General features: G+C 40.2%; 23 protein-coding genes. 8 read left to right on the forward strand and 15 right to left on the reverse strand.

The genetic code is table 11. From position 1 onward, the window contains the following. Positions 1–24 precede the first annotated feature (24 nt). Positions 25–1,203 (forward strand): Gfo/Idh/MocA family protein, encoded by a 1,179-nt coding sequence (locus I6758_RS09365; RefSeq protein ID WP_196605006.1) that lies wholly within the window; start codon positions 25–27, stop codon positions 1,201–1,203. Between the two features lie 276 nt (positions 1,204–1,479). Further along, on the forward strand, positions 1,480–2,919 hold the full coding sequence (locus I6758_RS09370; RefSeq protein ID WP_330998043.1) for a sugar porter family MFS transporter: 1,440 nt from the start codon (positions 1,480–1,482) through the stop codon (positions 2,917–2,919). A gap of 135 nt (positions 2,920–3,054) precedes the next feature. On the opposite strand, the gene I6758_RS09375 is transcribed toward I6758_RS09370, so the two are convergent. Continuing rightward, entirely contained in the window at positions 3,055–5,841 is a 2,787-nt protein-coding gene (locus I6758_RS09375; RefSeq protein WP_196605007.1) for a sigma 54-interacting transcriptional regulator, read from the reverse strand. 472 nt (positions 5,842–6,313) lie between these two features. Between I6758_RS09375 and I6758_RS09380 the strand changes: the two genes are divergently transcribed. The 4 genes from I6758_RS09380 to I6758_RS09395 all read left to right on the forward strand — a co-directional run bounded on the left by I6758_RS09380 (position 6,314) and on the right by I6758_RS09395 (position 9,800). Then, positions 6,314–7,576 (forward strand): PTS galactitol transporter subunit IIC, encoded by a 1,263-nt coding sequence (locus tag I6758_RS09380; RefSeq protein WP_196605008.1) that lies wholly within the window; start codon positions 6,314–6,316, stop codon positions 7,574–7,576. Between the two features lie 238 nt (positions 7,577–7,814). Further along, on the forward strand, positions 7,815–8,894 hold the full coding sequence (locus tag I6758_RS09385; RefSeq protein WP_196605009.1) for an NAD(P)H-dependent glycerol-3-phosphate dehydrogenase: 1,080 nt from the start codon (positions 7,815–7,817) through the stop codon (positions 8,892–8,894). 52 nt (positions 8,895–8,946) lie between these two features. Next, a complete protein-coding gene (locus I6758_RS09390; protein ID WP_196605010.1) occupies positions 8,947–9,414 on the forward strand; it encodes a PTS sugar transporter subunit IIA in 468 nt (155 codons plus the stop codon). Positions 9,415–9,497: 83 nt separating this feature from the next. Beyond that, positions 9,498–9,800, forward strand: a complete 303-nt coding sequence (locus tag I6758_RS09395) for a PTS sugar transporter subunit IIB (RefSeq protein ID WP_231038614.1) — start codon at positions 9,498–9,500, stop codon at positions 9,798–9,800. 82 nt (positions 9,801–9,882) lie between these two features. Here I6758_RS09395 and I6758_RS09400 read toward each other — a convergent pair whose 3' ends face one another. The 5 genes from I6758_RS09400 to I6758_RS09420 all read right to left on the reverse strand — a co-directional run bounded on the left by I6758_RS09400 (position 9,883) and on the right by I6758_RS09420 (position 13,841). Beyond that, positions 9,883–10,236 (reverse strand): PTS glucitol/sorbitol transporter subunit IIA, encoded by a 354-nt coding sequence (locus I6758_RS09400; protein WP_196605011.1) that lies wholly within the window; start codon positions 10,234–10,236, stop codon positions 9,883–9,885. Positions 10,237–10,280: 44 nt separating this feature from the next. Then, the gene (srlE, locus tag I6758_RS09405) at positions 10,281–11,258 is read right to left on the reverse strand and encodes a PTS glucitol/sorbitol transporter subunit IIB (protein ID WP_196604290.1); all 978 of its coding nucleotides are present in this window, start codon (positions 11,256–11,258) and stop codon (positions 10,281–10,283) included. A 13-nt stretch (positions 11,259–11,271) separates the two neighbouring features. Beyond that, positions 11,272–11,799: a PTS glucitol/sorbitol transporter subunit IIC gene (srlA, locus tag I6758_RS09410; RefSeq protein WP_196605231.1), complete on the reverse strand. Its 528-nt coding sequence runs from the start codon at positions 11,797–11,799 to the stop codon at positions 11,272–11,274. Between the two features lie 241 nt (positions 11,800–12,040). Further along, positions 12,041–12,406: a transcriptional regulator GutM gene (locus I6758_RS09415; RefSeq protein WP_196605012.1), complete on the reverse strand. Its 366-nt coding sequence runs from the start codon at positions 12,404–12,406 to the stop codon at positions 12,041–12,043. A gap of 64 nt (positions 12,407–12,470) precedes the next feature. Further along, positions 12,471–13,841, reverse strand: a complete 1,371-nt coding sequence (locus I6758_RS09420; RefSeq protein WP_196605013.1) for a sn-glycerol-1-phosphate dehydrogenase — start codon at positions 13,839–13,841, stop codon at positions 12,471–12,473. Between the two features lie 654 nt (positions 13,842–14,495). On the opposite strand from I6758_RS09420, the gene I6758_RS09425 reads away from it, so the two are divergent. Beyond that, positions 14,496–15,305 carry an HAD-IIA family hydrolase gene (locus tag I6758_RS09425; protein ID WP_196605014.1) on the forward strand — a complete coding sequence of 270 codons (810 nt, stop codon included), beginning with the start codon at positions 14,496–14,498 and terminating at the stop codon, positions 15,303–15,305. 97 nt (positions 15,306–15,402) lie between these two features. On the opposite strand, the gene I6758_RS09430 is transcribed toward I6758_RS09425, so the two are convergent. The 5 genes from I6758_RS09430 to I6758_RS09450 form a co-directional block, all read right to left on the reverse strand. After that, positions 15,403–15,867, reverse strand: coding sequence for a PTS sugar transporter subunit IIA (locus tag I6758_RS09430; RefSeq protein ID WP_196605015.1), 465 nt, complete (start codon positions 15,865–15,867; stop codon positions 15,403–15,405). Next, positions 15,864–16,889, reverse strand: coding sequence for a 4-hydroxythreonine-4-phosphate dehydrogenase PdxA (gene pdxA / locus I6758_RS09435; protein WP_231038615.1), 1,026 nt, complete (start codon positions 16,887–16,889; stop codon positions 15,864–15,866). The genes I6758_RS09430 and pdxA overlap by 4 nt, the downstream gene beginning before the upstream one ends. 64 nt (positions 16,890–16,953) lie before the next feature. After that, on the reverse strand, positions 16,954–18,246 hold the full coding sequence (locus I6758_RS09440) for a four-carbon acid sugar kinase family protein (protein WP_196605016.1): 1,293 nt from the start codon (positions 18,244–18,246) through the stop codon (positions 16,954–16,956). A gap of 168 nt (positions 18,247–18,414) precedes the next feature. Then, positions 18,415–19,740: an MFS transporter gene (locus I6758_RS09445; RefSeq protein ID WP_231038616.1), complete on the reverse strand. Its 1,326-nt coding sequence runs from the start codon at positions 19,738–19,740 to the stop codon at positions 18,415–18,417. 19 nt (positions 19,741–19,759) lie between these two features. Next, positions 19,760–20,545 (reverse strand): triose-phosphate isomerase, encoded by a 786-nt coding sequence (locus tag I6758_RS09450; protein WP_196605018.1) that lies wholly within the window; start codon positions 20,543–20,545, stop codon positions 19,760–19,762. A 387-nt stretch (positions 20,546–20,932) separates the two neighbouring features. On the opposite strand from I6758_RS09450, the gene I6758_RS09455 reads away from it, so the two are divergent. Further along, positions 20,933–21,703: a DeoR/GlpR family DNA-binding transcription regulator gene (locus I6758_RS09455; RefSeq protein ID WP_196605019.1), complete on the forward strand. Its 771-nt coding sequence runs from the start codon at positions 20,933–20,935 to the stop codon at positions 21,701–21,703. A gap of 493 nt (positions 21,704–22,196) precedes the next feature. Here I6758_RS09455 and I6758_RS09460 read toward each other — a convergent pair whose 3' ends face one another. The 4 genes from I6758_RS09460 to I6758_RS09475 are packed head-to-tail and all read right to left on the reverse strand — an operon-like array spanning position 22,197 to position 25,797. Continuing rightward, a complete protein-coding gene (locus tag I6758_RS09460; protein ID WP_196605020.1) occupies positions 22,197–23,072 on the reverse strand; it encodes a class II fructose-bisphosphate aldolase in 876 nt (291 codons plus the stop codon). 28 nt (positions 23,073–23,100) lie between these two features. After that, positions 23,101–24,144: a zinc-dependent alcohol dehydrogenase gene (locus I6758_RS09465; protein WP_196605021.1), complete on the reverse strand. Its 1,044-nt coding sequence runs from the start codon at positions 24,142–24,144 to the stop codon at positions 23,101–23,103. Between the two features lie 20 nt (positions 24,145–24,164). Beyond that, positions 24,165–24,989, reverse strand: coding sequence for a PTS system mannose/fructose/sorbose family transporter subunit IID (locus I6758_RS09470; protein WP_196605022.1), 825 nt, complete (start codon positions 24,987–24,989; stop codon positions 24,165–24,167). Position 24,990: 1 nt separating this feature from the next. Further along, the gene (locus I6758_RS09475) at positions 24,991–25,797 is read right to left on the reverse strand and encodes a PTS mannose/fructose/sorbose/N-acetylgalactosamine transporter subunit IIC (RefSeq protein WP_196605023.1); all 807 of its coding nucleotides are present in this window, start codon (positions 25,795–25,797) and stop codon (positions 24,991–24,993) included. Positions 25,798–25,804: the final 7 nt, after the last annotated feature.

Consider the following 25,804-nt stretch of genomic DNA (forward strand, 5'->3'; position numbering starts at 1 on the left):
AAAATATAAAGGAGTTGTATAACTATGTTGAATGGAGAAAAAAAAATCAAAAGACCTTTGCGCTGGGCAATGATCGGCGGAGGGCGGACAAGCCAGGTCGGTTATAAGCATCGCAGCGGCGCGCTGCGTGACAACACAGCCTTTCAATTGGTTGCGGGAGCATTCGATATAGATGCGCAGAGAGGCCTTGCTTTCGGCACAAACCTGGGCGTTGCGGCAGATCGCTGCTATCCCGATTACAAAATCATGTTTGCTGCGGAAGCCGGACGCACCGACGGCATTGAAGTCGTATCAATAGCGACCCCCAACGGTACGCACTACGAAATTTGCAAAGCTGCGCTGGAAGCCGGTCTGCACGTCATCTGCGAAAAACCACTTTTCTTTCAGGTGGAGCAGGTGCAGGAAATCAAGCGTCTATCCGAACAAAAGAAAAAAATTGTCGGCGTAACATATGGTTTTTCGGGATATCAGATGCTGCGGCAGGCCCGCCATATGATCGAAAGCGGCGATCTGGGTGATATCCGCATGGTGAATCTGCGCTATACGCACGGATTCTCGTCAACAGAAGATGCCGAAAAATACAGCGATGCGCAAAAATGGCGCGTAAATCCCCAAATTGCCGGTCCCACATTTGTAATCGGTGATCTTTCCACACACACATATTATATGTCGCAGCTGATATTGCCGAAATTAAAAATCAAAAGCGTCCTTTGTGACCGGCAGAGTTTTATTCCCAGCCGTGCCCCGCTTGAGGATAATGCTTATATTTTAATGCATTATGACAACGGTGCCGTCGGCTCGGCATGGATCTCATCTGTAGATGCGGGACACATGGGCTCCCAGACAATCCGCATTACCGGGTCAAAAGCCAGTATAGAGTTCACTGATATCAATCCGACGCAGCTTTTATACGAAGTTCAGGGAAAACCCAACCAGACTTTATACCGCGGAATGGATTATCTGGATGAAACCGCTCTGGCCGATGAACGTCTGGGAGCACTTCACGTGGAGGGACTGTCCGATGCCTGGGCTAATATATATCTGAAATTTGCCGTTGCCATTGAAGCAAAAAATGAAGGCCGGGAAGATTTCCTAGAAGATTTTGTGTTCCCCGATATCAATGCCGGCCTGGAAGGTGTCCGCTGGATCACAAATTGTGTCCGTTCGTCGGAGCAAGGCAGCGTATGGGTTGATTTCAAATAAGCAGCATACCGTCTGCATCGCGAAATAAAAAATATATAATAATATGAGTACTGTAATCCGGATCATCTAATAATTATAATGTTTTTTTATGGTTATTAGATGATTGTTTTGTCCGATGATTAATCCGGTCTTTATATACCGCTCTTATAAGCGGCATATAAAGACCGGCATATTCCATGCATAATAATTTCTGAATTTCAGCAAGAAAAAGCCTCCGCTTGAAATAAAAATTCATTTATTCACAGTGTAAAAAATTTACTATCGGGAGGGTAAAAGATGTCTACAATGATTACCTCGGCAAATGCTCAAAGCTATCAGTTTTTACGAAAGATAGCTGTTTCAGCGACATTTGGTGCATTATTATTCGGCTATGACACAGGAGTCGTAAACGGCGCACTGACATTCATGTCAAAACCGGATCAATTGAATCTTACTCCGGCCATGGAAGGCGGCGTTGCCAGCAGTCTGCTGTTCGGTGCCGCATTCGGCGCATTTTTCGGCGGACGCATAGCGGACAGCAGAGGACGGCGCAAAATGTTGATGATCCTATCAGTGATCTTCTTCTGTGCCACTATCGGATGCGCTTTGTCACCTAATTTTGAAGTTCTCGTGTGTTTTCGTTTTATCCTTGGCAACGCCGTCGGCGGTGCCTCGGTAACAGTGCCTGCATATTTATCAGAATGTTCACCCGTAGAAGGACGCGGCCGTCTGGTAACGCAAAACGAACTGATGATAGTTTCCGGACAATTGCTGGCGTTTATTATAAATGCCATACTAGGCATTTTCTTCGGCGAAGTCGGACACATTTGGCGCTGGATGCTGTCCGTGGCCACCATACCGGCGGTCTGCCTGTTTATAGCCATGTATAAAATGCCGGAAAGTCCGCGCTGGATGGTGCGCCAGGGCAGGATCAGCGAAGCTCTTGAAACCTTGAAAAAAATCCGCAGTACTGAAGAATCAGCCGTAGCAGAGCTTGAGGAAATCAAAACAAATATTGAAAGGGAAAATTCGGCGAAGAAGGTAAAATTCAGTGAACTTGGTATTCCCTGGATTCGCCGCATAATCCTGATCGCCGTTGGCATTGCGATGTGCAATCAGGCCGGCGGAGTCAATTCTGTTATGTATTACGGCACACAAATTTTACAAAATGCCGGCTTCAGCACCAATGCCGCAATGATCGGAAATATAGCCAATGGTGTTATTTCAGTAATTGCCACTTATATGGCGATCTACCTGATGAAAAATCATGGCCGCCGCAAATTGTTGATGCTGGGTTTCATTACTACCATGATTTGTCATATCATTATAGGGACTTCCAGTTTACTGTTCTCGCATGAAACAATTTTTCCATATTTTATCCTTTTTATGACCGTAACATTTATGTTCTGCAATCAAGGACTTATCGGTCCCATAACCTGGCTACTGCTTTCGGAAATTCTTCCAATGCGTCTGCGCGGTATGGGTATGGGTTTTGCAGTTTTCTGGCAATGGATTGCCAGTTTTACTATCGGTTTTTTATTTCCTGTTTTTATGTCTCTGGTGGGATTATCGGGTACATTTTATATATTTGCCGTAATTGGCCTGATCGCTTTGATTTTCACGAAACTTTTTGTTCCTGAAACTAAAGGTTATTCTCTGGAAAATATCGAAGAATCATTCCGAAGTTATAACGCTATCGATGAGGCAAAGGCAAAACAATATATAGAAAAACTTTAAGCACTGCATATTATAATAACATTAATTAACAATATTTTCTAAATAAAATGATTATTTTAATCAAAAAAAATATGAATATGTACTGTATAAAAAATCCTCTATAATTCCAAATATCAAAATAGAGGATTTTTATATTTATATATGCGTAGTGATTATTTTTATTATATAAGCTACCTCTGCATCGCTCACTTTCACATTATAATCTTCTTCTATAGGCTGAAGAACCTTGTGCACACGTTTGAACAATTCCTTATGCTTCAGATGAAACTCATCAAAGTCATCAAAGGTAATGCTTATCCCGCCCACACATCGATCCAATACGCATCCCATATGAAGGACCAGATCCAGCACCATGCTTTTATTTTTATCTGAATAATTTATTGCTTCCACGAAATTCCGTATCTGGAAAATAGCATGCCTGGGATTAACGAATTTTACATATTTTTCCAAAAGTCCCTTCGCTGTTTCATATAATGTAGGCATTTGCAACGGTTCAGGCAGCGAAAACGGTCCCTCCATATTACCGTCGAGCAAATGGAAAAATATCTGCTGAGTTTGTTCCTGTAACAGTTGATCAATAGGAAAAAATGGTACGGGCAGCTGCGGATCTATATTCCCGACAACTGCTGCAACATAACTATATTCACCGGACTGTTCAAAAACCTCCCTGGCATTTACATAATCTGTCGCTATAACTTTTATTGAATCTGTATAATATTTTTCCAAAAGCTCGTCAAGCATATTCTTTATTATCATACTGCTGCCTTGTCCTGTGGCACAAACTGCCAATACAGCAAGTGGTTTTCTTTTCACAGTGGCAGCAGTTTCTTCCTGTTGATTATTCTTCTGTGCATAAACCTCATCGATATCATCCATATCATAAAGGACGTGACGCAGTACATCTAAAACTGCAGGCGTAGACACGGATTTTACAAGCTTGGTCTTTATTCCCGTATCAGCAGTCAGCCGCTTGTCAAAAAATAAAAGTGATCCCATGTCCACAAGGAGGATAATTCCTTTCCCCTTGCTTATTGTCAATGCCATCGCTTTAAGCTTTCCATATGTTTCATCAATGCTCTGATTTAAAGGCATATCCACAGCCTTTACAAGATCTGTATTAAGCAATGCATTACATGCGCCGGCCATGCTTGAAGCGGTGGAATCACCATGACAGATAATGATCATACCGATTTTCTTGCTGTCCGCTTCCACCCTGCTATGATATAAAAGCAGTGCAATAAAACCCTTTTCATTTTCCGGTACTATCATCCCAAACTTGTCACTGAGCATTTCTACCATTTTTTCTGCCACTTTAAATTCATCAGGATGCTCTGTTTTTATTTTAAATAGATGCTTGTCATCACCCGCAGAAATTCTGCCGGCCCTTTTGATCAATGCCTGAATATGCATTGATAAGCCAAACAAAAAATAATTGTTGAAATTTACTTTCAGCTCTTCTCTTGCATATTCGATAAACTGCATTGTGGTATCTATGACCTCTTTGGGCACCAATTTATGCAGATTTATTATTTTTGAATGCAGATTGGAAAAATATTTATTGACACTGCTCAAATAAGCATCTATTTCATTCTTTAATACGTCTGTTATATTTTCTACATTTCCTCCCTGTTGTTTGAGTTTTTTCAATTTATCCAAAATTATATCGTAGACATCATTTTCAACCTCATCAGACATGATTCCTGTATTTTCCTGAGGTTGTATAGCTATATCTTCTGAAAACATATCAAGATATCGTGTAGCTGTTTTATCCATTTTCACATAATTGAATAAAATATCACGAATATCCTTATCCAGCATTTGGTATCCTACATAAATAGCTTGGTTGTTCTGCAAATGCTGTAAAAAAGCATTTGCACAAAGCAATTTTACTTCCGAGCGCAACTGTCCGATATTGCCTCCTTTAAATTCATATAAGGCCAGAGCCCGCAATACTTCAGGTGCGATATTTATTGTTTTTTGCAGATTCATCGCCTCAAAGCGAAAAAATTGCTCTATTATTTCCACCTTTTCCGCGATCGGCTTTTCTTTATAATTGGGTAATATTATATTTACAGGCACCCGTCTCATAAATGTATTCAATAACACATCCGAAGGATTTTCTGTGGTTGCCGCAATAATCAATATGTTGCTTTTTCTTTTATTGCCATCTCCCAGTCTGTTGTATTCTCCCTTATCCATCAAATAAAACAACATTTCCTGTCCATCAGGCGGCAGCCGATGTACCTCGTCCAAAAAAAGTATTCCGCCGTCAGCCTGCTCCACCAACCCTTTTTTATCTGCTTCTGCTCCTGTAAACGCATTTTTGGCATGCCCAAACAACTGTGACAGCAAAAGCTGCGGATTATTAAAATAGTCTGCACAATTAAATGTTATAAAAGGATATTCCGATATGTTTTTATTATTTGCCAACAATCCATAAGCATGCATGGCTTGCGCAAAAGTGGTCTTTCCCACACCGCTTTCCCCCAGAAGCAGTGTATGAAGACCGCGCGGAGGATATACAATGGCTGCTTTTGCCTGCCGTATTTGGTAAAGCAGACTGCTGTTACAGCCCAGAAGCCGCATAAAAGGATCTTCCATTTCCATTTGCCTGTCACTGATTTTTTCCTGCAATTCTGCCAGGGTATACATGTTTTTCTCTTCTATACCATATTTCTCACACATACGGCATGTAACTTCATGAGGCAGAAACGTCACTGGTCTGCTGTTTATTTTTACAAGTCCCCCATCCTTGCAGATAGAATTTAGAATACTGCTGGCATTGTTGCGTAATATACCAAAATGCTTTTGTATCTCACCAGCCTGTATCCCCGGATTATCTCCATTTTGTATAGCTTCTATCATTTCACCAAACACGCATTTTTCCTTGATATAAGTTATTATCATATCTGTTTGCCGCATTATTATCCCCCTATTGATACAAAATATTAGTCATATAAAATATTTTATGTCTCTCATAAAAAAATTTATTTATATTTTTTGTTTATTGCAAATTTTATTTAAATTTTTTATAAATATAATTTTAATAATATATACACTAATAATTTATTTATATACACTATCATATTTCACGCAATTTGTGTATATATTTTTTCAACAGCTTAGCTAAAAAGGCCTATACACTATCTTGGCATGATTCTTGCATTCTCTAATAGCAGAATATACTTGCAAGTATTTTTTATCATTGGCAGCTCCTGTTTGTAATTATTTCCATCAAGTATCGGAAAAAGTGCATCATTGCTTTCGCTTATATTTTCTGATACGGCTTCCGTGAAATCAGCCGTCACTTACGCTCACGTGAGTATTGCTATTTCAAAACTGTTGGTGCAGCGGCACGACGGCGTTATTTTTTTAATAAAGGAGAAAAAATCCCATGGACGCAATTCAAAATCTTATACGTTTCATCTTGGATTTAGGCGCTACAGTAATGATGCCTATAATCATAATGCTTCTGGGCTTAGGATTAAGGCAAAAATTTTCGCAGGCGATCCGCTCTGGTTTGACTGTGGGAATGGGTTTTGCCGGTATATTTTTAGTGATAGGTCTTTTTTCCAGTAACCTTTCTCCCGCAGCAAAAGCTATGGTGGATAATTTTGGTCTTCATCTTGATGTGCTCGATGTCGGCTGGCCTGTTCATGCCGCGATAAGCTTTGGTACACCCATAGTTCCCATTGTATTCATTTTAGGTGTCCTGATAAATATCATTATGCTGACAATGAACTGGACTAAGACTATGGACATAGATCTTTGGAATTACTGGCATTTCATTTTTGCAGGCGGTCTGGTAATGTACAAAACAGGCAGTGCTCTGCTGGGCATTGTTGCTTCTTGTATAACAATCATAATCGTTCTCAAACTGGCAGATTACACCCAGCCTTATGTTGAAAAATTTTTTGGCATGCCGGGAATCTCTCTGCCGCATACAGAAGATGTCGGATGGGCACCCATATGTATTTTTCTTAATAAAGTAATAGATAAAATTCCTGTAATAAATAAAATTGAATTAGATCCCCTGTCTATTCAAAAACGCTTTGGTGTGATCGGCGAACCAATGTTTATCGGTCTTATCCTTGGTGGATTCATTGGTTTCCTCGCCGGTTATGATTCTAAAGGAGTTATCCAGCTTGGCATCAACATGGCAGCCGTTATGTTTTTACTGCCACGTATGTCCAAAATTCTTATGGAGGGGCTAATGCCTTTATCTGACAGTGCCCGTGAATTTTTGAACAGCAGGTTTCCTGGTAAAAAAGTCTTCATAGGTCTTGATTCAGCTGTAGTTGTCGGTCATCCGTCCGTAATGGCAGTATGTCTGCTCATGATCCCCATTACACTTCTGCTGGCAGCGGTACTGCCCGGCAATCGCATAATGCCCTTCACTGATTTAGCAGGTCTTTGTTTTTGCCTGCTTTGGGCCGTTGGCGCTTCGCGCGGCAATGTGTTCCGCGGCCTTGTAATCAGCACGATTCTTATGGTTTTCATTCTTTATATTGCCACAGATATAGCTCCGGTAAGTACAATAATGGCAAAAGAAGTCGGCTTCCCCTTTCCTGAAGGCACCCTTGCAGTATCTTCCCTCGACGGAGGTTCTCATTTTGTTCCATATATTATTTACAAAATCATTGCTCTGTTCCAATAGAAAAATACGATCCGGGTATTTTTCATCCCGTACCCCGGACAGCGAGGTGTTTTTATGTTTCTTATTCAGACAATGCGGATAATGGCGGGACCCTATTTATGCAGTATGGCTGACATGTATTATGCAAATCAGGATATATTAAACACAATCGTTGTATTGTGCGGGACCGCATGGCTAATATATAAAAGATATACCAAAAAGCCTTCCGTATAAAAACAATTTCAAAGGAGTAATAAAAATGGCAAAGATAACAGTCATAGGTGCCGGTGCAATGGGCAGCGCTTTCACCAAGCCTATAGCCGATAATGGCAATGACGTGAGATTATGGGGTTCTCCCCTTGATAATTCTATAATTGATGCGCTCAAAGCTGGCAGAGATCATCCTAAGCACAAATATCCATTGTCCAAAAATATCAGTTTTTTTTATCATCATGAATTGGCAGAGGCACTTCATGACGCCGATGCTATAATAATGGCCATCACCTCCGATGCTCTGGGTGATGTTTTTGAACAGATCGTTCCCTATCTGAAACCGGGGATACTCATTGGCAGCGTAACTAAAGGCTTCAATTATAACAAAGCCGGTGAAATCGTCCTTCTGCCGGATATTTTAGAAGAACGCCTGCCCGATAAATTAAAGCATCAAGTAGATTTTGTATTTGTTGCCGGTCCATGTAAAGCTGTTGAAGTATTATGGGGTGTCCCCAGCTCCGTAACTTATGCCAGCACAAATATAACTGCCGCAGAAAAATTGCGTTCTTTCGCCGAAACGGATGTTTATAATGTAGATATAACAACCGATGTTATCGGTACGGAAATCTGCGCCGCTATGAAAAATGCCTATTGTGTCGGTCTTGGTATGGCTGAAGGATTTCCCCAGCAGAAAAATAATTTTCTGCATAAAAACACCAAGGGATCTCTCTTCACATATGCCGTAGCCGAAATGGGCATTTTTGCAAAAGCTCTCGGTGGAACTCTTGGTCCTGTACTCGGTCTTCCCGGTATCGGCGACCTCGAGCTTACAGGTGAAGCCGGACGCAATCGCACACTCGGAGAAGCCATAGGCAGCGGGTTATCCGCCAGTCAGGCAATAGCCAAAATGAAAGAAAATGACATTACAGTAGAAGGATATCCTGCAATAAAATTTGGCTATCTTCTGATGAAAACTATGGAGACCGAAGGAAAAATACGATCCTCTCAGATGCCATTATTGTCCGGACTTTACGACATTCTCTATAATGATGCTGCCGGTTATGAATCTATTAAAAAGCTTGTCAGACTCTGCACTGCTGCCAACATAAGCAACAGAAAACTATAAGCCGCAGGGAGGTGAACCGTCTATTATAAAAATCAGATAATAGACAATATGCATGGAAAAAACATTTCAATTTGATACAGCCGTAAATCAAATAAAGCTGGAAGTCAAAAATTCAGATGAAGCATTAAAAAAAATAAGTTCTCTTTTGTACAGCTTTGGTTATGTAAAAGACACTTATTCTGATGCGATAATTGCCAGAGAAAAATTATTTCCCACCGGACTTCCCTTTGAAAAATGCGGTGTTGCGCTTCCGCACACTGATTGCTGTCACGTAAATAAACCCATGATTGCTATTTGTACACTCAAAACTCCCGTCACCTTTCAAAATATGGGAGATGCCAGTCAGCCTGTATCTGTAAAAATAATTTTCATGCTTGCGATGAAAAAAAGTGAAAATCAACTTCAGCTTCTATCCGAGCTTATGGAAAATCTACAGGACAATATGCTTATGGAAAATCTTCTTCAAACAGATTCAGCGAAAGAAATTACAGCTCTTATGGCAGGAAGAATAACCGTATGATTTCACAGTGAAGAAAACTGTATATATCGAATCTTATTGACTGAAAAACTTATTTTATTAAAAGAAATTATGAGGTGTTTATTATGAAATACAGATTGCTCGCTATTTGCGGATCAGGTATCGCTACTTCGACAGTTGCCGCTGAAAAATGCCGCAAACTTTTAACTGAAAAAGGAATTGACATAGACGTTCTGGAATGTAATGCCACTGACATAACAGCCAAACTGGCGACTTTTCATCCTCATGTGGTCGTGCCCACAACCACGGTAGCAGATTCCATGCTCGGAGGCGTGAAAAGATTTCCGGGGCTGCCTTTTATCACCGGCATAGGAACCGAAGCAGTAGTGAATGATATAGCAGAATACTTAAAGACTATCAAAGAATAATTATTGTATCTCTTATAAAAAAGGACTGTACATAAGTGAAAACTCACTCATGCACAGCCCCTTTTTATACTACATTATATTTTTACTCAATTGTAATAATATCACCAATTTTAGGAGATGGTACGCTGTCTCCCTTGAGATTTATCTGTCCCGGCAGCTCAACCTCATGATTATCGACAAATTTCAATGTACAGTGTCCCAGTGTTGCCAGCGTATGCTGCGCCTCTTCCCCGACAGCAGCTACAGTGTATATATTTTCACCAATACTAAAGCGGTCTCCCACAGCTACCAGTTCCCTGAGCTCTCCCTTAGTATGCATAAAACAAACTTCTGCCAAGGCTTCCATTTCACACTGTTCAAATATGACCATATCACCGGCTTCCAGCAGATCTCCGGCTAAAGGCCCTATGCTGGTTATTTCCACTCTATATTTCAAACTAACCACTCCTAAAATATTACGTTATTATCTTCTTAAAAACATTATGCAAATAATCCGATACCGACAAAATAAGCCACGATGACGCCGATAGGTCCGCCTACAGCACGCGACACAAGTATAGCCGGCACCCCGATATCTACCGTTTCGGGTTTTGCTTCCATAAGACTGAGTCCTACAGGCATAAAGTCACAGCCTACCTGTGAGTCGATGGCAAATAAGGCCGGAAGGGCAAACTGCGGTGAAATGGCTCCGGCTCCTATCTGTGTGCCGATGAGTACGCCGATGACCTGCGCGATGACCGCACCGGGGCCAAGCATCGGTGAGAGGATCGGCAGTGAACAGATCACTGATATGATAAACAGTCCCGGCAGTGAGCCTGCGTACGGTGACAGATGGGCTGCTATGAAGTCTCCCAGTCCCGATCCCATTATAAGTCCTATTATCATGCTGACAAAGGCCATGAACGGCAGTATCGTTTTTACTACCATGTCTATGGTATCACGTCCCGCCTGGAAGAAGATGGCTATTACTCCGCCGGCTGCTTTGCCGAATCTTGTCAGTATGTTTCCTTTTTCTGTTTTTGCCGGTCCCGCAGGTTTTGCCGCTGCGGGTGCTGCCGCGGGTGCCGGCGCGCTGCTTACTGCTCCGTCTGCCGAAACTGCGCTTATTCCTGCCGGTTTTACATCAGATACATATATTGTTTCATTTATAAATGCTGCCAGCGGGCCTGATTTTCCCACCGGTGTCAGGTTTACTGTGGGAATGCCTTTTTTCGGGTATATGCCGCAGCGCAGGGTCCCGCCGCAGTCTACTATCGCTACCGCTATTTCTTCATCCGGCACGCCGTTTTTAAATCCGTCGATCAGTTCTGCTCCCAGTATTTCTGCTATTTTGTCTGCTATTGCCGGTTTTTCTCCTCCGGTTATATAGACAACTTTGTTTCGGCCGCCTTCCAGTTTTACGGTCAGCGGTCCGCCGAATCCGTTTGGCCCTTTTTCTATTCTTACTGCATTAGCCATTTTTATATCCTCCTTATACCTGCATGCCTTTTTTCTTCATCATATACAATGTGATTTTTTCAGTAATGATGCCGCGTATCAATATTACTATGACACCGGCAACGAAATAGCGCACAGCGAGTTCGCTCGTCGGCAGTCCCAGCTGGGTGATCCCGTTTGCTATCCCAAGCCATACAAAAAGTTCTGCCGGATTGGCATGCGGAAAAAGGCCTGTGATCGGATGACAAAAAGTAATGCATGAATCCATAAATGCCGGTTTGTATTTTTCCGGCAGGAAACGGCCTAATGTATATGCCATCGGATTTCCTAGGAAAAACATAGCTATTACGTTAAATACTGTGTACCGCAAAATAATATTTTTGCTCGTCAATTGTGCGAACCTGTTTATTCTGTCCTGTCCCAAAACATTTATGAACGCGTTGATAGCCGTAATGAGCACTATCAATGTTGGCAGCATGCCTGTGACCATCCCGACAAAACTCTCACCGCCCTTATGAAAAAGGCCGATAAATCCTGCTGCCAGAACCCCCAGATACTGCATAATTCCTGTTACTCCATCCATCTTTGTTCCTCCTCAACATTTTTTACTTATATGGGGCAATTCTTTTATATAAAAATATTACTCCCTTTTATTATTGGAAAATTAACTGCATAAACCGTCTGGCAGACTACACAGCTTATGCAGTTAATTTTCCTGTTGCTGCACAATCATTGTAATAATTATATTAATTTTTATAAATAAGATATTACAAATTTTCTAACTATTTATTGAAAAACATTTTTTAGGCTATTTTCAACTTTTCTTCCAGACTTTCCAAAGCCTGCAGCAATGCCTTATCCTTTTTTTTCTCACTTTCAGCTTCCTGTCTGAGCTCTCTAAAGTCCCGAGTTTCCCATCTGGCAACATTTTTAAATCTGGCAAGTAAGGTCATACCCTTCATCCGTTTTGCTTCAATTATCATTCCCGAATCATCACTTACCAAAACGACAACATTGCCTGAGGACATTTTCCGCTTTCGCACGCCTATGCCAACATGCCCTTTACTCATCAATTCTCTTACCGTAGCTTTAAAATGATTCATCTGTATATACATAAAAAAACATTGGGCAATATACAAGACAAACGCAACGAACAATACTTTTTCCATACTCTTCTCCTATTACTGCAGAATGCGAGAAACAGTACACCCGCATTCTGCGGTATATTAACGCTTATTGCTTAATGAAATCATCTATAATATGAGTATATTTTTCAGTCAGCCCCAAATCAGCAAGCATATTCAAGATAGTATATCTCTGGCGCACTTCTTTAGCCACCAGCATGCTATTGTGAACTATTTCTTCATCAATCCCTACTTCCTGCGGACGAAGAGGAGCTCCGGCACGTTTCATAATGCCTTCAATAAATGCCGCTGTCTTTGCTGTCTTTACCAAAGCCGATATTTCAGCAAATTTTTCTTTTATAGTTTGAATTCTCTTAAGACGATTTTCTATTGAATTTCTATTGTCTTTTTTGGCATTCTTTAAAATACCGGGGGCTGCTTTTCCATAAAGTTCCTTTATTTCAGCTTCCCATTTCTTTTCGTCAAAATTCTTTGCTTTATCAACAGCTTCATCAAAATCCACTGTTTCCTGCGCAAAGGTTTCATAAAGTTTACCGGCGATAATACTTGTAAGACCAACCTTTGTTCCGTGTAAGAGAGCCTCTCTTCCCTGGAACAAGAATGTCATTTCCCAATAATGTGACAGATGATGCTCGCATCCGGATGCAGGACGCGAATTATTCACATAACTCATGGCAATCCCGGTACGTAAAAGTCCATCCATAATATTGCCGATTGCCGCATCGGTGCGTGTTTTTACTCCGTCTATATTTTCTACGCATTTTTGAATAGCATCTTCCGATATTCTGGCAGTTGCTTCACAATAATATTCATTATTTATGATCCGGCTCAACTGCCAATCGATAAGAGCCGAACACTTTCCTATCATATCACCCAAACCTGCTAAAATCATTCGTTCCGGTGCTTTTTTCAATATATCTATATCGCCAAGAATAACTTTAGGCAATTCACATGAAACACTAGTCTTTAAATTGTCAATTGTCAAGGCAGATGTATCTGAAACAAAACCATCCATTGAGGGAGCCGTAGCCACGATCATTGATTTGACTCCGGTGCGCCGGCTTATATATTTAGTCAAATCATTCAATACACCGGAGCCGATTGCTACAAGGAAGTCGATTGAATCATCAACAGCCAGAATTAGTTTGCCCATAGCCTGTTCATCCGGAACTAAATCTCTCTCTACCTGATAGATTAAAGTTTTATACTCAACACCATTTTTCGTTAAAATATCCTCTATTTTTTTACCGGCTACTTCGTATGTATGTGTATCTGCTATCAATAGAGGATGCTGACTTTTATATTCGCCGATTACATCAGCGATCTTATTTATAGCACCATTCTCGATAATTACCTTATCGACGTTCATATAATGTCCGCGTCCGCATTCACATTCAATTTTTTTGCCAATAAAATCATTAATATTCATCTTATCAACAGCTTGTGCCACTAATTTCATATAATTCATCCTTTCTTCATTCTGACCATGAAAACATCCCTTCTCCTGATATACATAAGATTTTTTGCTCTTCTCAATTGTCCCCGTAATTATATTTTAGATCGGACATTCGTTTTGAGCAAAATCAGAAGATAAAATGCTTTAATTTTTATTTCTTTTGTTTTTTATCGTTTATATGATGTTTACCGTTATTTACATTTATTATAGCAAACTTTTTTTAAAAATCAAGTGTTTTTTTATAATTTACATTACTTATTTCCGTTTTATACTTTTCTAAACCACCTTGGTACATTATCACAATTGATTCTTTGCTATAAACTTTTTATTGAATAGACTTTTTCAATAAAAAATCATCCCTTTAACTTATTGCAAAAACATTTATTAATACATAATACATTCATTGCTTCAACATCATAAGTAATATTTTTTCCTAAATTATTGTTCGTAAAACTTCCTAAGTTCCTTATATAATCAGCCTTATTGCCTATTATCCGGAAAAAAATTGTCTACCTTGCTTCTAAAAAAGAATATATAAATATTTAAACAGTATGCTAATATATAAATTTCAATATTTTTAAATAATAATTTGACAAGGCATCATTTATTGGTTATACTCTAAGCATAAACGGAAAGTAACCAAAGGGGTGTAAACAAATGTTTGCGAATACAAACGAAGATAAAAACAACATTTTAAAAAATATTGATTGTTTTGCACTTGATATGGATGGTACCATTTACCTTGACGATCATTGGATAGATGGTGCAAAGGATTTTTTAAAGAAAATAGAAGCATCCGGTCGAAAATATATATTTCTGACCAATAATTCATCCAAAAATCCTAAAAATTATGTTGATAAACTTCATAAAATGGGCCTAGATGTTGATTTAGATAAAATAGTCACTTCAGGACAAGCAACAGTTTACTATCTGCAACAAAATTATCCTGGAAAAAAAGTTTTTCTTTTGGGAAATGATTTGCTGAAGGAAGAATTTGAAGAAGGGGGAATTTTACTTGATGATAAAACCCCTGATATGGTAGTCACAGCTTTTGATACTTCACTGAATTATGAGAAAATGTGCAAAGTTTGCGATTTTGTGAGAGCGGGTTTACCTTATATAGCTACCCATCCAGATTATAATTGTCCAACTAAAACTGGATTTATACCAGATGCCGGTGCTATTCATGCTTTTATAAATGCTTCAGCCTTCAGAAATCCGGATCGCATCATAGGCAAACCCAATACCGATATTATTAAGTATTTACTGTCAAGGCTTCATACTTCCGCCGACAAAGTCATCATGGTAGGCGACCGACTTTATACCGATATAGCTGCCGGTAAAAATAACGGTCTTTATAGCATGCTCGTACTCAGCGGTGAAACCAAGCTTGAAGATGTGGAATCTTCCGAAGTCAAACCTCATCTTATATTTGACTCCGTAAAAGAAGTTATCCCACTTTTATAATATTTACAACATTAATAACCACCTAAATCATCAAAACAAAAAGGACAACAGCGTATCTCTTCCCAAGATTAACCGCTGCTGTCCTTTTTGTTTTGTTTTATTTATTTTCACCATCAATATCTATTCTGTCAAAAATTAACCTCATGTCATTTTCGGATGAAGTCTTACAAAAATCATCTACCCATTCTTCATTTTGAAGAGCCTTCATCAATCTCGCAATAACAGCCAATTGTTCATTGATCCCCTTGACAGCCAGTAAAAAGACTATGCTTACTGGCGTTGTTTCACTTACCACTATCATGGAACCAAATGAAACAGGTTTTTTCAAAATTCCTATTGCTACTGCCGTATTATTAATCAATTCTACATTATTGGTATGTGGTATGGCGATAGAAATATTATTTAAATCTATCCCCGTTGCTAAATTTATCTCTGCTTCAATGACAGATGAGGTATATGCCGGTAAAACCTCTTCATTCTTAATTAAAATGTTGCTTAAAACTTCTATAGTTTCTTTATCTGTTTTAGTCTCTAATCCCGAAATAAAATATTTAGTGATCACTTTTTTGCCCCCGTGCCGTTATTTTCATAACGGCGTATAGATTTTGCATATGTGCCTGTTACTTTTACGCATTCCTCCATACTTTTGGCGCTTGCTATTCCTTTACCGGCTATATCAAAAGCTGTTCCATGATCTACAGATGTTCTGATGAATGGTAAGCCTACAGTAATGCTGACCGTTCTTGTCAGATCATGTACTTTAGCAGCAATATGTCCTTGATCATGATATAACGACAATACCGCATCGCACTTTTGCAATTCAAAAAGCCGAAATACAGAATCTGCCGGAATAGGTCCAAATACATTAACTTTGTTCTTGTTTGCTGTCTCAACAGCCGGCTGCAATGCTGTTATTTCTTCATCGCCGCATAATCCTTTTTCTCCGCCATGCGGATTTAGAGCAGCTAATGCCAAACGTGCATTCGGCATTCCCAGCTGAGTCATTGCCTTATCACTGTTTTTTATAAATTCCAGCACATGGTCATATGTTACATATTTGCAAGCGTTTATCAGTGACAAGTGCCTTGTCAAAAAGAAAATTCGCATCTTATCGACGTGAAACATCGTCAATGCATCCGGGCTGTTTGTAATCCCCTGATACATTTCTGTATGTCCTATATAAGGAATACCCGCCATATGAATAGCTTCTTTCTGAATTGGTGCGGTTGCCACCCCGTCAACTTTTTTTTCAAGCCCCAGTTCAATGGATTTCTTTATGTAATCATATGCTGCTGCACCGGCCTTCGCACTTATAACGCCGCAGGGAATTTCCTCTGTATCCGCATTGTCTATATTCAAAATATCCACTGTACCAAATTTAAATTTACCTTCTTCCGGTGAACTTATTATATTGAATACGGATTTATTATCCACTACCTGAGAAACTCTTTCCAAAAATTTTACATTACCAATTATAAAAGGCCTTACTTCTTCATATATTTCTTCATTATTCAAAGTCTTTAAAACTATTTCCGGGCCTATGCCAGCCGGATCTCCCATTGTAATCGCAATTATCGGTTTCATAATTTAACGCTCCCTTTTCATTGGTAATTCACATATATAATATTTTCCAGCCACATATAGCTATTTATTGATTTAACAAATATTTTATACAGGTCAAAACTGTATCCGGTGCTCCTATTAAACCACCTTTAGTAACAATGGGAAGATTATCACTGTCTCCTCCCACTAAAAAACCATATGATATATGCGGTTGTATTTCACCTTTAAGTTCCAAAGCCTTCACATTGCATTCTTCACAGAATGCCACCGTCATATCACCTCCCGTAAGATAAATTCCCTTCAAATTATCAATTCCCATCGACAGTATGAGCGATGATATCCTGGCCAAACCGTGTGTTATCCGCCTTGTTATGTCGTCAGGCTTTATTCCCCTTTTGGCAGCTTCAATATTAATATTAATAAACATATCACTATCCCCTTCAACTCTGAACCCGATAACATCGCTGAGATAGGATAAGCCGACAACTCTTTTTGCTATTATTTTTTCTTCCGGTATAGGTTCATCCGAATCAATAAAACGCCTTATATCAATTGAAATTATTCTTGCATCTGTTTGCGCGTGCAAAAAAGCCATCTGTTCATGGGTGAGACTGGAAGCACTGCCGGCAACTATCAATATTTTCCCATTAAATTTCTTCTTTTTCTTTCCATTTAAAAGTTCATATCCTTTTTGTGTATACGGCCCCGGATCTACGGCGATCCACGGTCGGTCAAATGATGACATAGCCTTTGCAATAATATCTATATCATTGAATGTTATTGCATCAAAAATAATTATTTTTTTACCGTGATCTATATTTTCCTGTATAGCCGCTATGGTATTTTCAATTCCTGCCGTTATGTCATTAAGTGATACACAACCTATTTTCAATTTTGTTTGATTTTTAAAATTGTCCACCATCAGACTGCTTCGCACAGGTTTTACCGGATCAGCACCAGCCATTGTTAAATGAACCGGCACACCATTCACTAATTGATAATTCCCTACTACTATTCTGCCAGAGGCAGGAAATGCCGCAACAACACATGCTATGGTATCTTCCGGCAAAGCATCGAGCATCCCTTCCGTTTCAGCTCCCAGATTTCCCCTGATAGTGCTGTCTATACGTTTGGAAAAATGACGTATCCCATAATCATACAAAATTTTTGTACAGAACCGTACTCTTTCTCGTGCATCCTCCCCATTCAGAGTGCGACTGGCTGCATTAACGACTATTGCATCATATTTGTCTTCCAAAAATTCCGAAATATGCCTGTGATCCACTGTCGTAATTGTCCTAAAGCCGCTATTGGTCAAAAGTGCCGCCGCAGTATTTGCACCAGTAAGATCATCGGCAACAACGCCCCATTTTATCATTTCATTTCCCCCGAAAATATATTTGCAAACAGATAACAATTTAGAAATAAGCAGCGGAACCCTTCGCCGTTGTTATGAAAAAGCAATTTATGATTCGCCGGATATTCATCCCATTTCGCTGCTTACTTCATTTGACCAATATAGTAAGTCTGTCTCAAGTATTATTTATCAATCTGATACTTTATCAACCGCTTTCCCCATAGGTTCATCCAAAGTTAATATTAAAATAAAACCAATCAACGCGGCCACACCAAAATACATAAATACAGTGTTAAAGTTTCCGTACATATCCAGCAATGCACCTGCTATCATCGGTGCAAAAAAACCGCCCAGATTTCCTCCAGTATTCACTACCGAAATAGCCAATGGATATATTTTTTGATTTGTTAAGCCCATGGGATATGCCGTAAATGCCGGCCAACCGACATTCAGCAAAAGCCCGGTAGCAAATAAAGATAAAGCAACTGCCATTACGCTATTGGGAATATTCAGCATTATTATCATCATTATCACTGTAGATATTGCAGTTATGAGCATCGTAGGTTTGCGGCGTTTTTTGAAAATCTTATCCGATATATATCCGCCGGATATAGCTCCTATTAAACCGCCGATCCACGGTGCAGCCGCCACAAACCCCATCTTAGTGAAAGAATAACCGGCTTCTTTTACCAGATAAGTGGGTATCCATGTCATCAATCCATACAGAACGCTGACCATCATGAAGTATGCAAGAGTATCTCCCCATATATTCCATGATTTAAAAACATCAAGTCTTTTCTCCAATTTGACAACTTCTTTAACACGAATCAGCCTATCCAATGGTCCCATAGATTTAAAAACATTTTCTATTTTCTGATTATTTTCATCTATATTTTTTTCTCGTATATAATCAAGCTCCGCCTGATTAACAGATTCACTTTGCTCCGGACGTTCCCTTATAAGCCAGTACCACACAGCAGCCATTATAAATCCGGGAACGGCGCAAACGATAAACATAGAGCGCCAGCCATATGTCGTTGCCAGCCATACACATAACGGAGGCACAATTATAGGCGCAAACATTGTTGAAGCGATGTATACACCGACAGCCGTGGCTTTTTCCTTAGCAGGAAACCAATTATTTATAGTCGATGTCAAACCAACAGGACAAGGGCCTTCCGTCAAACCTAAGCCGAAACGCAGCCATTTAAGCATGCTTGCCGAACTGGCTGTCCCAATAAGAAAAGTAATAATAGAAAAACCTATTATTGAAATAGAAACCAAGCCTCGCAAACTCATCTTGGTGAATAGATATCCTGCCGGAATCTGAGATACCGCATAGCCAAAAAAGAACATCGATGCAACGGCACCAGCTTCAAAATTAGTAATATGGAACTCCTCAGAGATAAATGGCAGCGCTATTCCGATATTGCTCCTGTCTGCGAAGTTTATTGTATAAGCTATAAAAATTACTGTCAAGACAACCCATCTATAATTTGTCATCTTCTGAACCATACCTGAAATCCCCTCCTGTTTAATTAGATTTAGCATCAAATGCTGCTTTGACCGAACGTATCAATTCGTTGAATTTTTCTGCCTTCCATGCACTGCGTCCGACATAGAGCCCGTCTATATATTTTTCAGAAATAATCTGCCGGGCATTATCCATATTTACACTGCCGCCATATAAAACAGGAACCCTTGTCCCTTCATCGCCAAAAAGTTCTTTTAGAGTATCTTTTATAATCGCGTGCTTTTCCCTTGCATATTCGGCACTGGCAGGTTCACCATCTATACCGATAGACCATACCGGTTCATAACCGATCATCACATTTTTTATATCTTTTTTTTCAATATTGTATAACCCTATTTTCAACTGTCTGCGCAAGACTTCATCGCTGACATTGTACTGCTTTTCTTCTTTAGTTTCTCCTATACATAAAAGCGCGGTAAATCCATGTGCCAATGCAGACAAGATTTTTTTATTCTCTTCACTGTCAGTTTCTCCAAAAACATGGCGTCTTTCAGAATGACCTGCCATAACTATATCTACATTAAGCTCTTTCAGCATAAGGGGTGATATTTCTCCGGTAAATTGGCCAGTTTCTTCCCAGCACATATTTTGTGCACCGATTTTTATATATCTTTTATCAACAGCATCCACCGCTGCAGCTAATGTAGTATATGATGGTAAAACAAAAATTTCCATTTTTTCTCTGTCAATATCCGATGTCAATTTCTGGAGATCATTTAAATAGGCTTTAACAGCACTTATCGTTTTATACATTTTTAAATTAGTTCCTAAATACAATTTCACCACTCAGTCATCTCCTATTACAAATTTTCATGTTTTTCACAAGATATAATTTATTCTTCCTGAACTTAATACTGATAATGGTTTGCAAACAAAAACAAATAGGCCGCTATATAGCTTTTAATTAATATTATCATATTGAGTATCAAAAGTAAATAATTTTTGATTAAAAATTATTTACTTTTGATACTCAATATTTTATTTCAATGTAATTTTCCATTTAAATCATTTTCATATACTATATACATTCTTCGTTCTATGATGATATACTAAATTTATGTATGATTCTTATGCCAGCCTGATGTTATAAAATATGTGCATTAATATTGTGAACAAAAATAATTTTTATACGATCAAAAATATATCATGACTATAATGTGAGGAGAAACTATAATGTCTACACAAAAAGAACGCTTGGAATTTATAGTAAAAGAAGTAAATCAGTCGGGCGAAGTCAGTGTGTCCAAATTAAGTCACAGGTTCGACTGTTCAGAAGCTACTATAAGAAATGATATAATCAAACTGGACCAAAAAAACCTAGTAAAAAAAGTTTATGGCGGAGCCGTAAAACTACTCGAAGATTTCAAAATAGAATTTCAAACGGGAGAAATTTTTCAGCATAAAGAAAAAAAAATAAGAATAGCTGAAAAAGCCTATTCTTATATAGGAAATATGGACTCTATTTTTATTGACGACTCAACCACTGCGTATTATCTTGCAAAATATATATCCCAAAATAATCAAAAATCTATCTCAGTTGTTACAAATTCAATAGCAACTGCGGCCACATTATCTAATCTGTCTTATATTGAGCTTTTTATGCTGGGAGGGCATGTCATCGGTACCCCGCCGGCCACACTCGATAATATATCCAAAAATGATCTTGAACAATTTTATGTAAATAAAGCTTTTGTTGGAACCAATGGTATAGATTTTGAATACGGCCTAACTTCAATTGGTCTCCCGCAAAAAAACATCAAACAAAAAATCATAAGTATTGCCCGGCACACTTATGTTCTTGTTGACAGTTCAAAATTTGGCAATAGAAGTCTTTTTCCTGTTTGCTCTGTTGCCAAAATACATAAACTAATAACAGATACTGACATCAGCGAAAAAGATTTGGCTTTTGCCAAAAAAGAAAAAATTAATATTGACTGTGTATAAATCAGCAGATAATGTTTAACCTGCATGCACACACCATTTTACCCTAAAAACTATCCACATATTCTCTGGAAATCCGATGATGTATTTGCTTATGATGATGTATTTGCTTATTTAGAAGTAACATGTTATTTTGATTTAAGTTTGATCCAAAATAGAATAGAATAAACAGAGTAAAAGCCATCGTACAATCGGAAAAAGAAAAAACCGTTGTTCGATGGTTAGTTGTATCATATAATTGTTTTTTATATTTATAGGCCCTGATTTTCGGTGCTTTTCTATAAAAGCGGCTTTGTATACGACACCAGTTCGAGATTTTTCTCGAACTGGTGTTTTTTTATACTTCCACGCCCCTCTCCATTCATCAACCTATAACCCCCTGCGTAACAATTCACAAACATATGATATCTTTTGTAATTAATGAATTCCTTTCGGTTGCAAAAACATAAATTTCTTAATCTAACAAAGATTCAAAAAAATTTATGTTATCGTTTCATCATATCAGTGAAAATACTTTCATTGCTGCTTTCACATTTTCTTTTATACCGTCCTGCCCCATTTTAACAATATCATGATAAAATATTTTTCTGCCGCCCGCTTCCTCCACACCCCTCTTCACTGCCTCAGCCCCGGACATAGCTCCGTATGTGTAATAATTGATTTTGGTTATACCGTTATATATTGCGGTTCTGAAATCCTCATCGGATACTCCCGACCCGCCGTGCATTACAAACGGAACATCAATCTTGGCCTTAATTTCGGCGATACGCTTCAAATCAAGCTTGGGTTCTGTCAAATACACACCATGCGTCGTGCCGAAAGAAATAGCCAGCGCGTCTACTTTCGTGGTATCTACAAAATCCCTTGCCATTGCCGGATCAGTATAGCAGTCCTCAAGCGACTGAAAATCCTCTGCTCCGACCGCACCGCGTCCTTCTCCGCCGCCCACGGCCGAAGTAAATACGTGTCCCAGCTCCGCTTCCACAGAAACATTTACGCTATGGGCTATCCGCACAATTTCACTGGTTTCCCGCAAATTTTCCTCATAGCTCTTTTCCGACGCATCGTACATGACCGATGTAAAGCCCAGGCGTATTGCCCGCATGCACATTTCAAAGCTGGCGCCGTGGTCGAAATGAACGGCTACGGGCACACTGCTCTCTTTAGCATACATCAGCATGATCGGTCCTATTTCAGACAGCGGAATATAATTTTCATGCACCTCGGCGTGCTGCAGTATGACGGGTACGCCAAGCTCTTCAGCAGCCGCGGTCACGCCTCTTATCGATTCCAGATTGGGGACGTTGAAAGCCCCTACCGCATATTTTTTTTCCTTTGCTTTGCGTAATATATCAGATAAATTTACCAGCATTTTCTCTCCCGGCTTTCATGAATTATTCTTAGAAATCGATCACTACTCTGAATTTATCGCCCCTGCAGGCCGACTCAAAGGCCTCCTGCACTCTTTCCACAGGATAAACCTCACTTATAAACGGTCTTACATCAATGATTTTATATGACAGCAGCCGAACAGCTTTTATAAAATCCCGTGTATTGGAATTGGCGGTTCCCATGATCTGTACGGCACTTTTATGCACCCAGTCGGCACTGAAGGTAATCGGCTTATCCGGATAAAATGAGCTGTAGAGCACCAGTCTGCCGTTATTGGCAAGGCATTTTCTTGCTTCCTCCACGACCTCGCCGATCGGTGTAGTATCAAATACCGCCTGAGCCTTCACACCCCCGGTGATTTCGCTGACTCTCTTTTCAAGATTTTCAGCCACGGGATTGATCGCATATTTGGCGCCTAATTCCAATGCCAGCTTAGTTCTTTCCTCATTGGTATCCGAAACGATGACAGCCGCCCCCTTCCGCACAGATAAGAGCACATGCAAAAGCCCCATTATGCCGCAGCCGATCACCACTACCACTTCGCCCAGCTGAATGTCGGCAGTTTCCACACTGTGAATAACGCAGGACAGCGGTTCGGTGATAGTTGCCTCCTGGGCGGAAATCTTATCATATTTAAATAGATTCACCGGATCCGCCAGTAAATGCGAGCTCATCCCGCCCATTCCTCTGTGAGGCAGACCATCCAGCTGCTTGCTGTGATCAAAATGGGGGCAGTTTTGTTCATTGCCAGTTTTACAGCTGAAACAATTATGGCAGGCCAGCGTCACTCCAACAGCTGCCTTATCATTTATATGCCATTGCTCCCTATTCACTTTATCACCCATTGCAATGATTTTCCCAACCATCTCATGTCCGCCGATAAAAGGAAATTCCACTTTTTTTATTCCCAGATATACACGCTGCTCCCATGTACAGATAGCGCAGGAATCCACTTTTATCAGTATCTTATCAGAAGGCACCTGTGGTATTGCACATTCTTCCACATGAACTTTCTTCACATCCGTAAATACAACTGTCTTCATTTTTTCCATTAAGCCTGCCTCCATATATTTTATAATATTCCCAATGCCCCTCCCACAGCGCCAATTATTATCAATATCCCCATTACAGTCGTCGCCTTCATCTGCCGATTTTTCAGCATGTACAGTGTCAGCAGTGTCACCGCGAGCGGCAGGATTCCCAAGAACAGTTTATCGAACACTGCCGTCTGCACTTCCATTTGCAGCGCCCCCAGTACTATCACAGCCGGGGATTTCACCGATACAAACTGAGCCGACAATGCACCGAGAACAATAGCCCCCATGCAGGAAGCTCCTGTTATTATCATTTTTATCTGATTGCCGCCGAGGATTTTTTCTATACCGTCTTTGCCAAGCTCATACCCTTTCATCCAGCACAAATATGCCACCGGAAACATTATTCCAAACATCAAAAGAGTATACACCAGAGGTCCCAGCAAATTTCCTTGTGAGCCTATGCTTATACCGAATGCCAGCAGTATTGGTGTCAGAGTCCCCTGCCACAATGTATCGCCGATGCCTGCGAATGGCCCCATCAGACCGGTCTTCACTCCGTTTATAGCTTCGTCCGTGACCGGTTCTCCATTGGCCCGCTCTTCCTCCATTGCCAGAACGATCCCCGGAATTATACCGCCGACATGCGGTTCTGTGTTAAAAAACTGCATATGGCGCTTGATCGCTGCTATATATGCCTCTTCATCGTCACCGTAAAGTTTTTTTATTATATGCTTATAAGCAAAAACCAGACCTGTTGCTTCAAGACGTTCATAATTATAATTGGCATGGGAAAAAAAAGTCCAGCGCCAGAAAGCTCTTACAATATCACCTTTGGATAATTTTTTACGCTTTTCCGCCATATCAAAAATCCTCCTCATCGTCATCAGCCACACCTGCCGCACCAGCAATCTCAGCCGGCGGCTGGTTGCTCAGCACAGTATAAAAATAAGCGATTACGGCGCCGAGCACCGCCACGGCAATAACCGGCAGCTTCAAATAAACCACAAATACGAAACCGGCCATAAAGAACAACAAGGTTCCCGGTCTGCCTATGGCACGCAGATTCATTGCTATCCCCAAAGCCGGCAGCAGCCCGCCGATGACTTCGAGTATATGCAGCGGCGTTCCTGTCAGATTGGCGATGATTCCCTGTACTGCCTCAGACCCGAAATAAGTGGCGACAGCAGCCGGCACCACGCATAGAAAAAACATCAGCAGCTGCGGCGGGACCACATGCAGAAAACATATTTTATCCAGATCCCCTCGTTCGGCAGCCTTATCAGCCATATGAACAAATGTCACATCAAGCGTCATATGCAAGACCCATATCATAGTCCCTAAAAGTCCCAGCGGAAGTGCTATTGTTACAGCTGCGGCCGGTGAAACTCCTGCCGCAAGCGCCCATGCCGTTCCGACTGTCCCCGCCAGCCCCGGATCCTGCGGCGCCGTTCCGCCCGCCGATATAAACGCAACATAGGGAAGATTTATTGCCGCTCCGATAATACAGCCCTGGACCGGATCGCCCAGAATGAAGCCCACCAATGTTCCCGCGACCAGCGGTTTGTACACGACACTTATGCTGCCCAGCAGGGACAGCCACGGTGTCCCTATATTTCCCAGATAATAAACAATACCTATTGCCACTGCCTGTCCGGTCGATATAGTCATATTCCTG

The sequence above is a fragment of the Pectinatus haikarae genome (assembly GCF_015732185.1).
Classification (GTDB): domain Bacteria; phylum Bacillota; class Negativicutes; order Selenomonadales; family Selenomonadaceae; genus Pectinatus; species Pectinatus haikarae.

Bases quoted from the DNA above. Each gene is read 5' to 3' on its own strand.
- I6758_RS09425 (WP_196605014.1), top strand. From the start codon at position 14,496: ATGTTTGCGAATACAAACGAAGATAAAAACAACATTTTAAAAAATATT.
- I6758_RS09420 (WP_196605013.1), bottom strand. From the start codon at position 13,841: ATGAAATTAGTGGCACAAGCTGTTGATAAGATGAATATTAATGATTTT.
- srlA (WP_196605231.1), bottom strand. From the start codon at position 11,799: ATGCAGTATCTGGGGGTTCTGGCAGCAGGATTTATCGGCCTTTTTCAT.
- pdxA (WP_231038615.1), bottom strand. From the start codon at position 16,889: ATGAAACCGATAATTGCGATTACAATGGGAGATCCGGCTGGCATAGGC.
- I6758_RS09370 (WP_330998043.1), top strand. From the start codon at position 1,480: ATGTCTACAATGATTACCTCGGCAAATGCTCAAAGCTATCAGTTTTTA.
- I6758_RS09455 (WP_196605019.1), top strand. From the start codon at position 20,933: ATGTCTACACAAAAAGAACGCTTGGAATTTATAGTAAAAGAAGTAAAT.
- I6758_RS09465 (WP_196605021.1), bottom strand. From the start codon at position 24,144: ATGGAAAAAATGAAGACAGTTGTATTTACGGATGTGAAGAAAGTTCAT.
- srlE (WP_196604290.1), bottom strand. From the start codon at position 11,258: ATGGCTAATGCAGTAAGAATAGAAAAAGGGCCAAACGGATTCGGCGGA.
- I6758_RS09375 (WP_196605007.1), bottom strand. From the start codon at position 5,841: ATGCGGCAAACAGATATGATAATAACTTATATCAAGGAAAAATGCGTG.
- I6758_RS09395 (WP_231038614.1), top strand. From the start codon at position 9,498: ATGAAATACAGATTGCTCGCTATTTGCGGATCAGGTATCGCTACTTCG.
- I6758_RS09380 (WP_196605008.1), top strand. From the start codon at position 6,314: ATGGACGCAATTCAAAATCTTATACGTTTCATCTTGGATTTAGGCGCT.
- I6758_RS09470 (WP_196605022.1), bottom strand. From the start codon at position 24,989: ATGGCGGAAAAGCGTAAAAAATTATCCAAAGGTGATATTGTAAGAGCT.
- I6758_RS09390 (WP_196605010.1), top strand. From the start codon at position 8,947: ATGGAAAAAACATTTCAATTTGATACAGCCGTAAATCAAATAAAGCTG.
- I6758_RS09460 (WP_196605020.1), bottom strand. From the start codon at position 23,072: ATGCTGGTAAATTTATCTGATATATTACGCAAAGCAAAGGAAAAAAAA.
- I6758_RS09445 (WP_231038616.1), bottom strand. From the start codon at position 19,740: ATGGTTCAGAAGATGACAAATTATAGATGGGTTGTCTTGACAGTAATT.
- I6758_RS09385 (WP_196605009.1), top strand. From the start codon at position 7,815: ATGGCAAAGATAACAGTCATAGGTGCCGGTGCAATGGGCAGCGCTTTC.
- I6758_RS09440 (WP_196605016.1), bottom strand. From the start codon at position 18,246: ATGATAAAATGGGGCGTTGTTGCCGATGATCTTACTGGTGCAAATACT.
- I6758_RS09365 (WP_196605006.1), top strand. From the start codon at position 25: ATGTTGAATGGAGAAAAAAAAATCAAAAGACCTTTGCGCTGGGCAATG.
- I6758_RS09415 (WP_196605012.1), bottom strand. From the start codon at position 12,406: ATGGAAAAAGTATTGTTCGTTGCGTTTGTCTTGTATATTGCCCAATGT.
- I6758_RS09475 (WP_196605023.1), bottom strand. From the start codon at position 25,797: ATGACTATATCGACCGGACAGGCAGTGGCAATAGGTATTGTTTATTAT.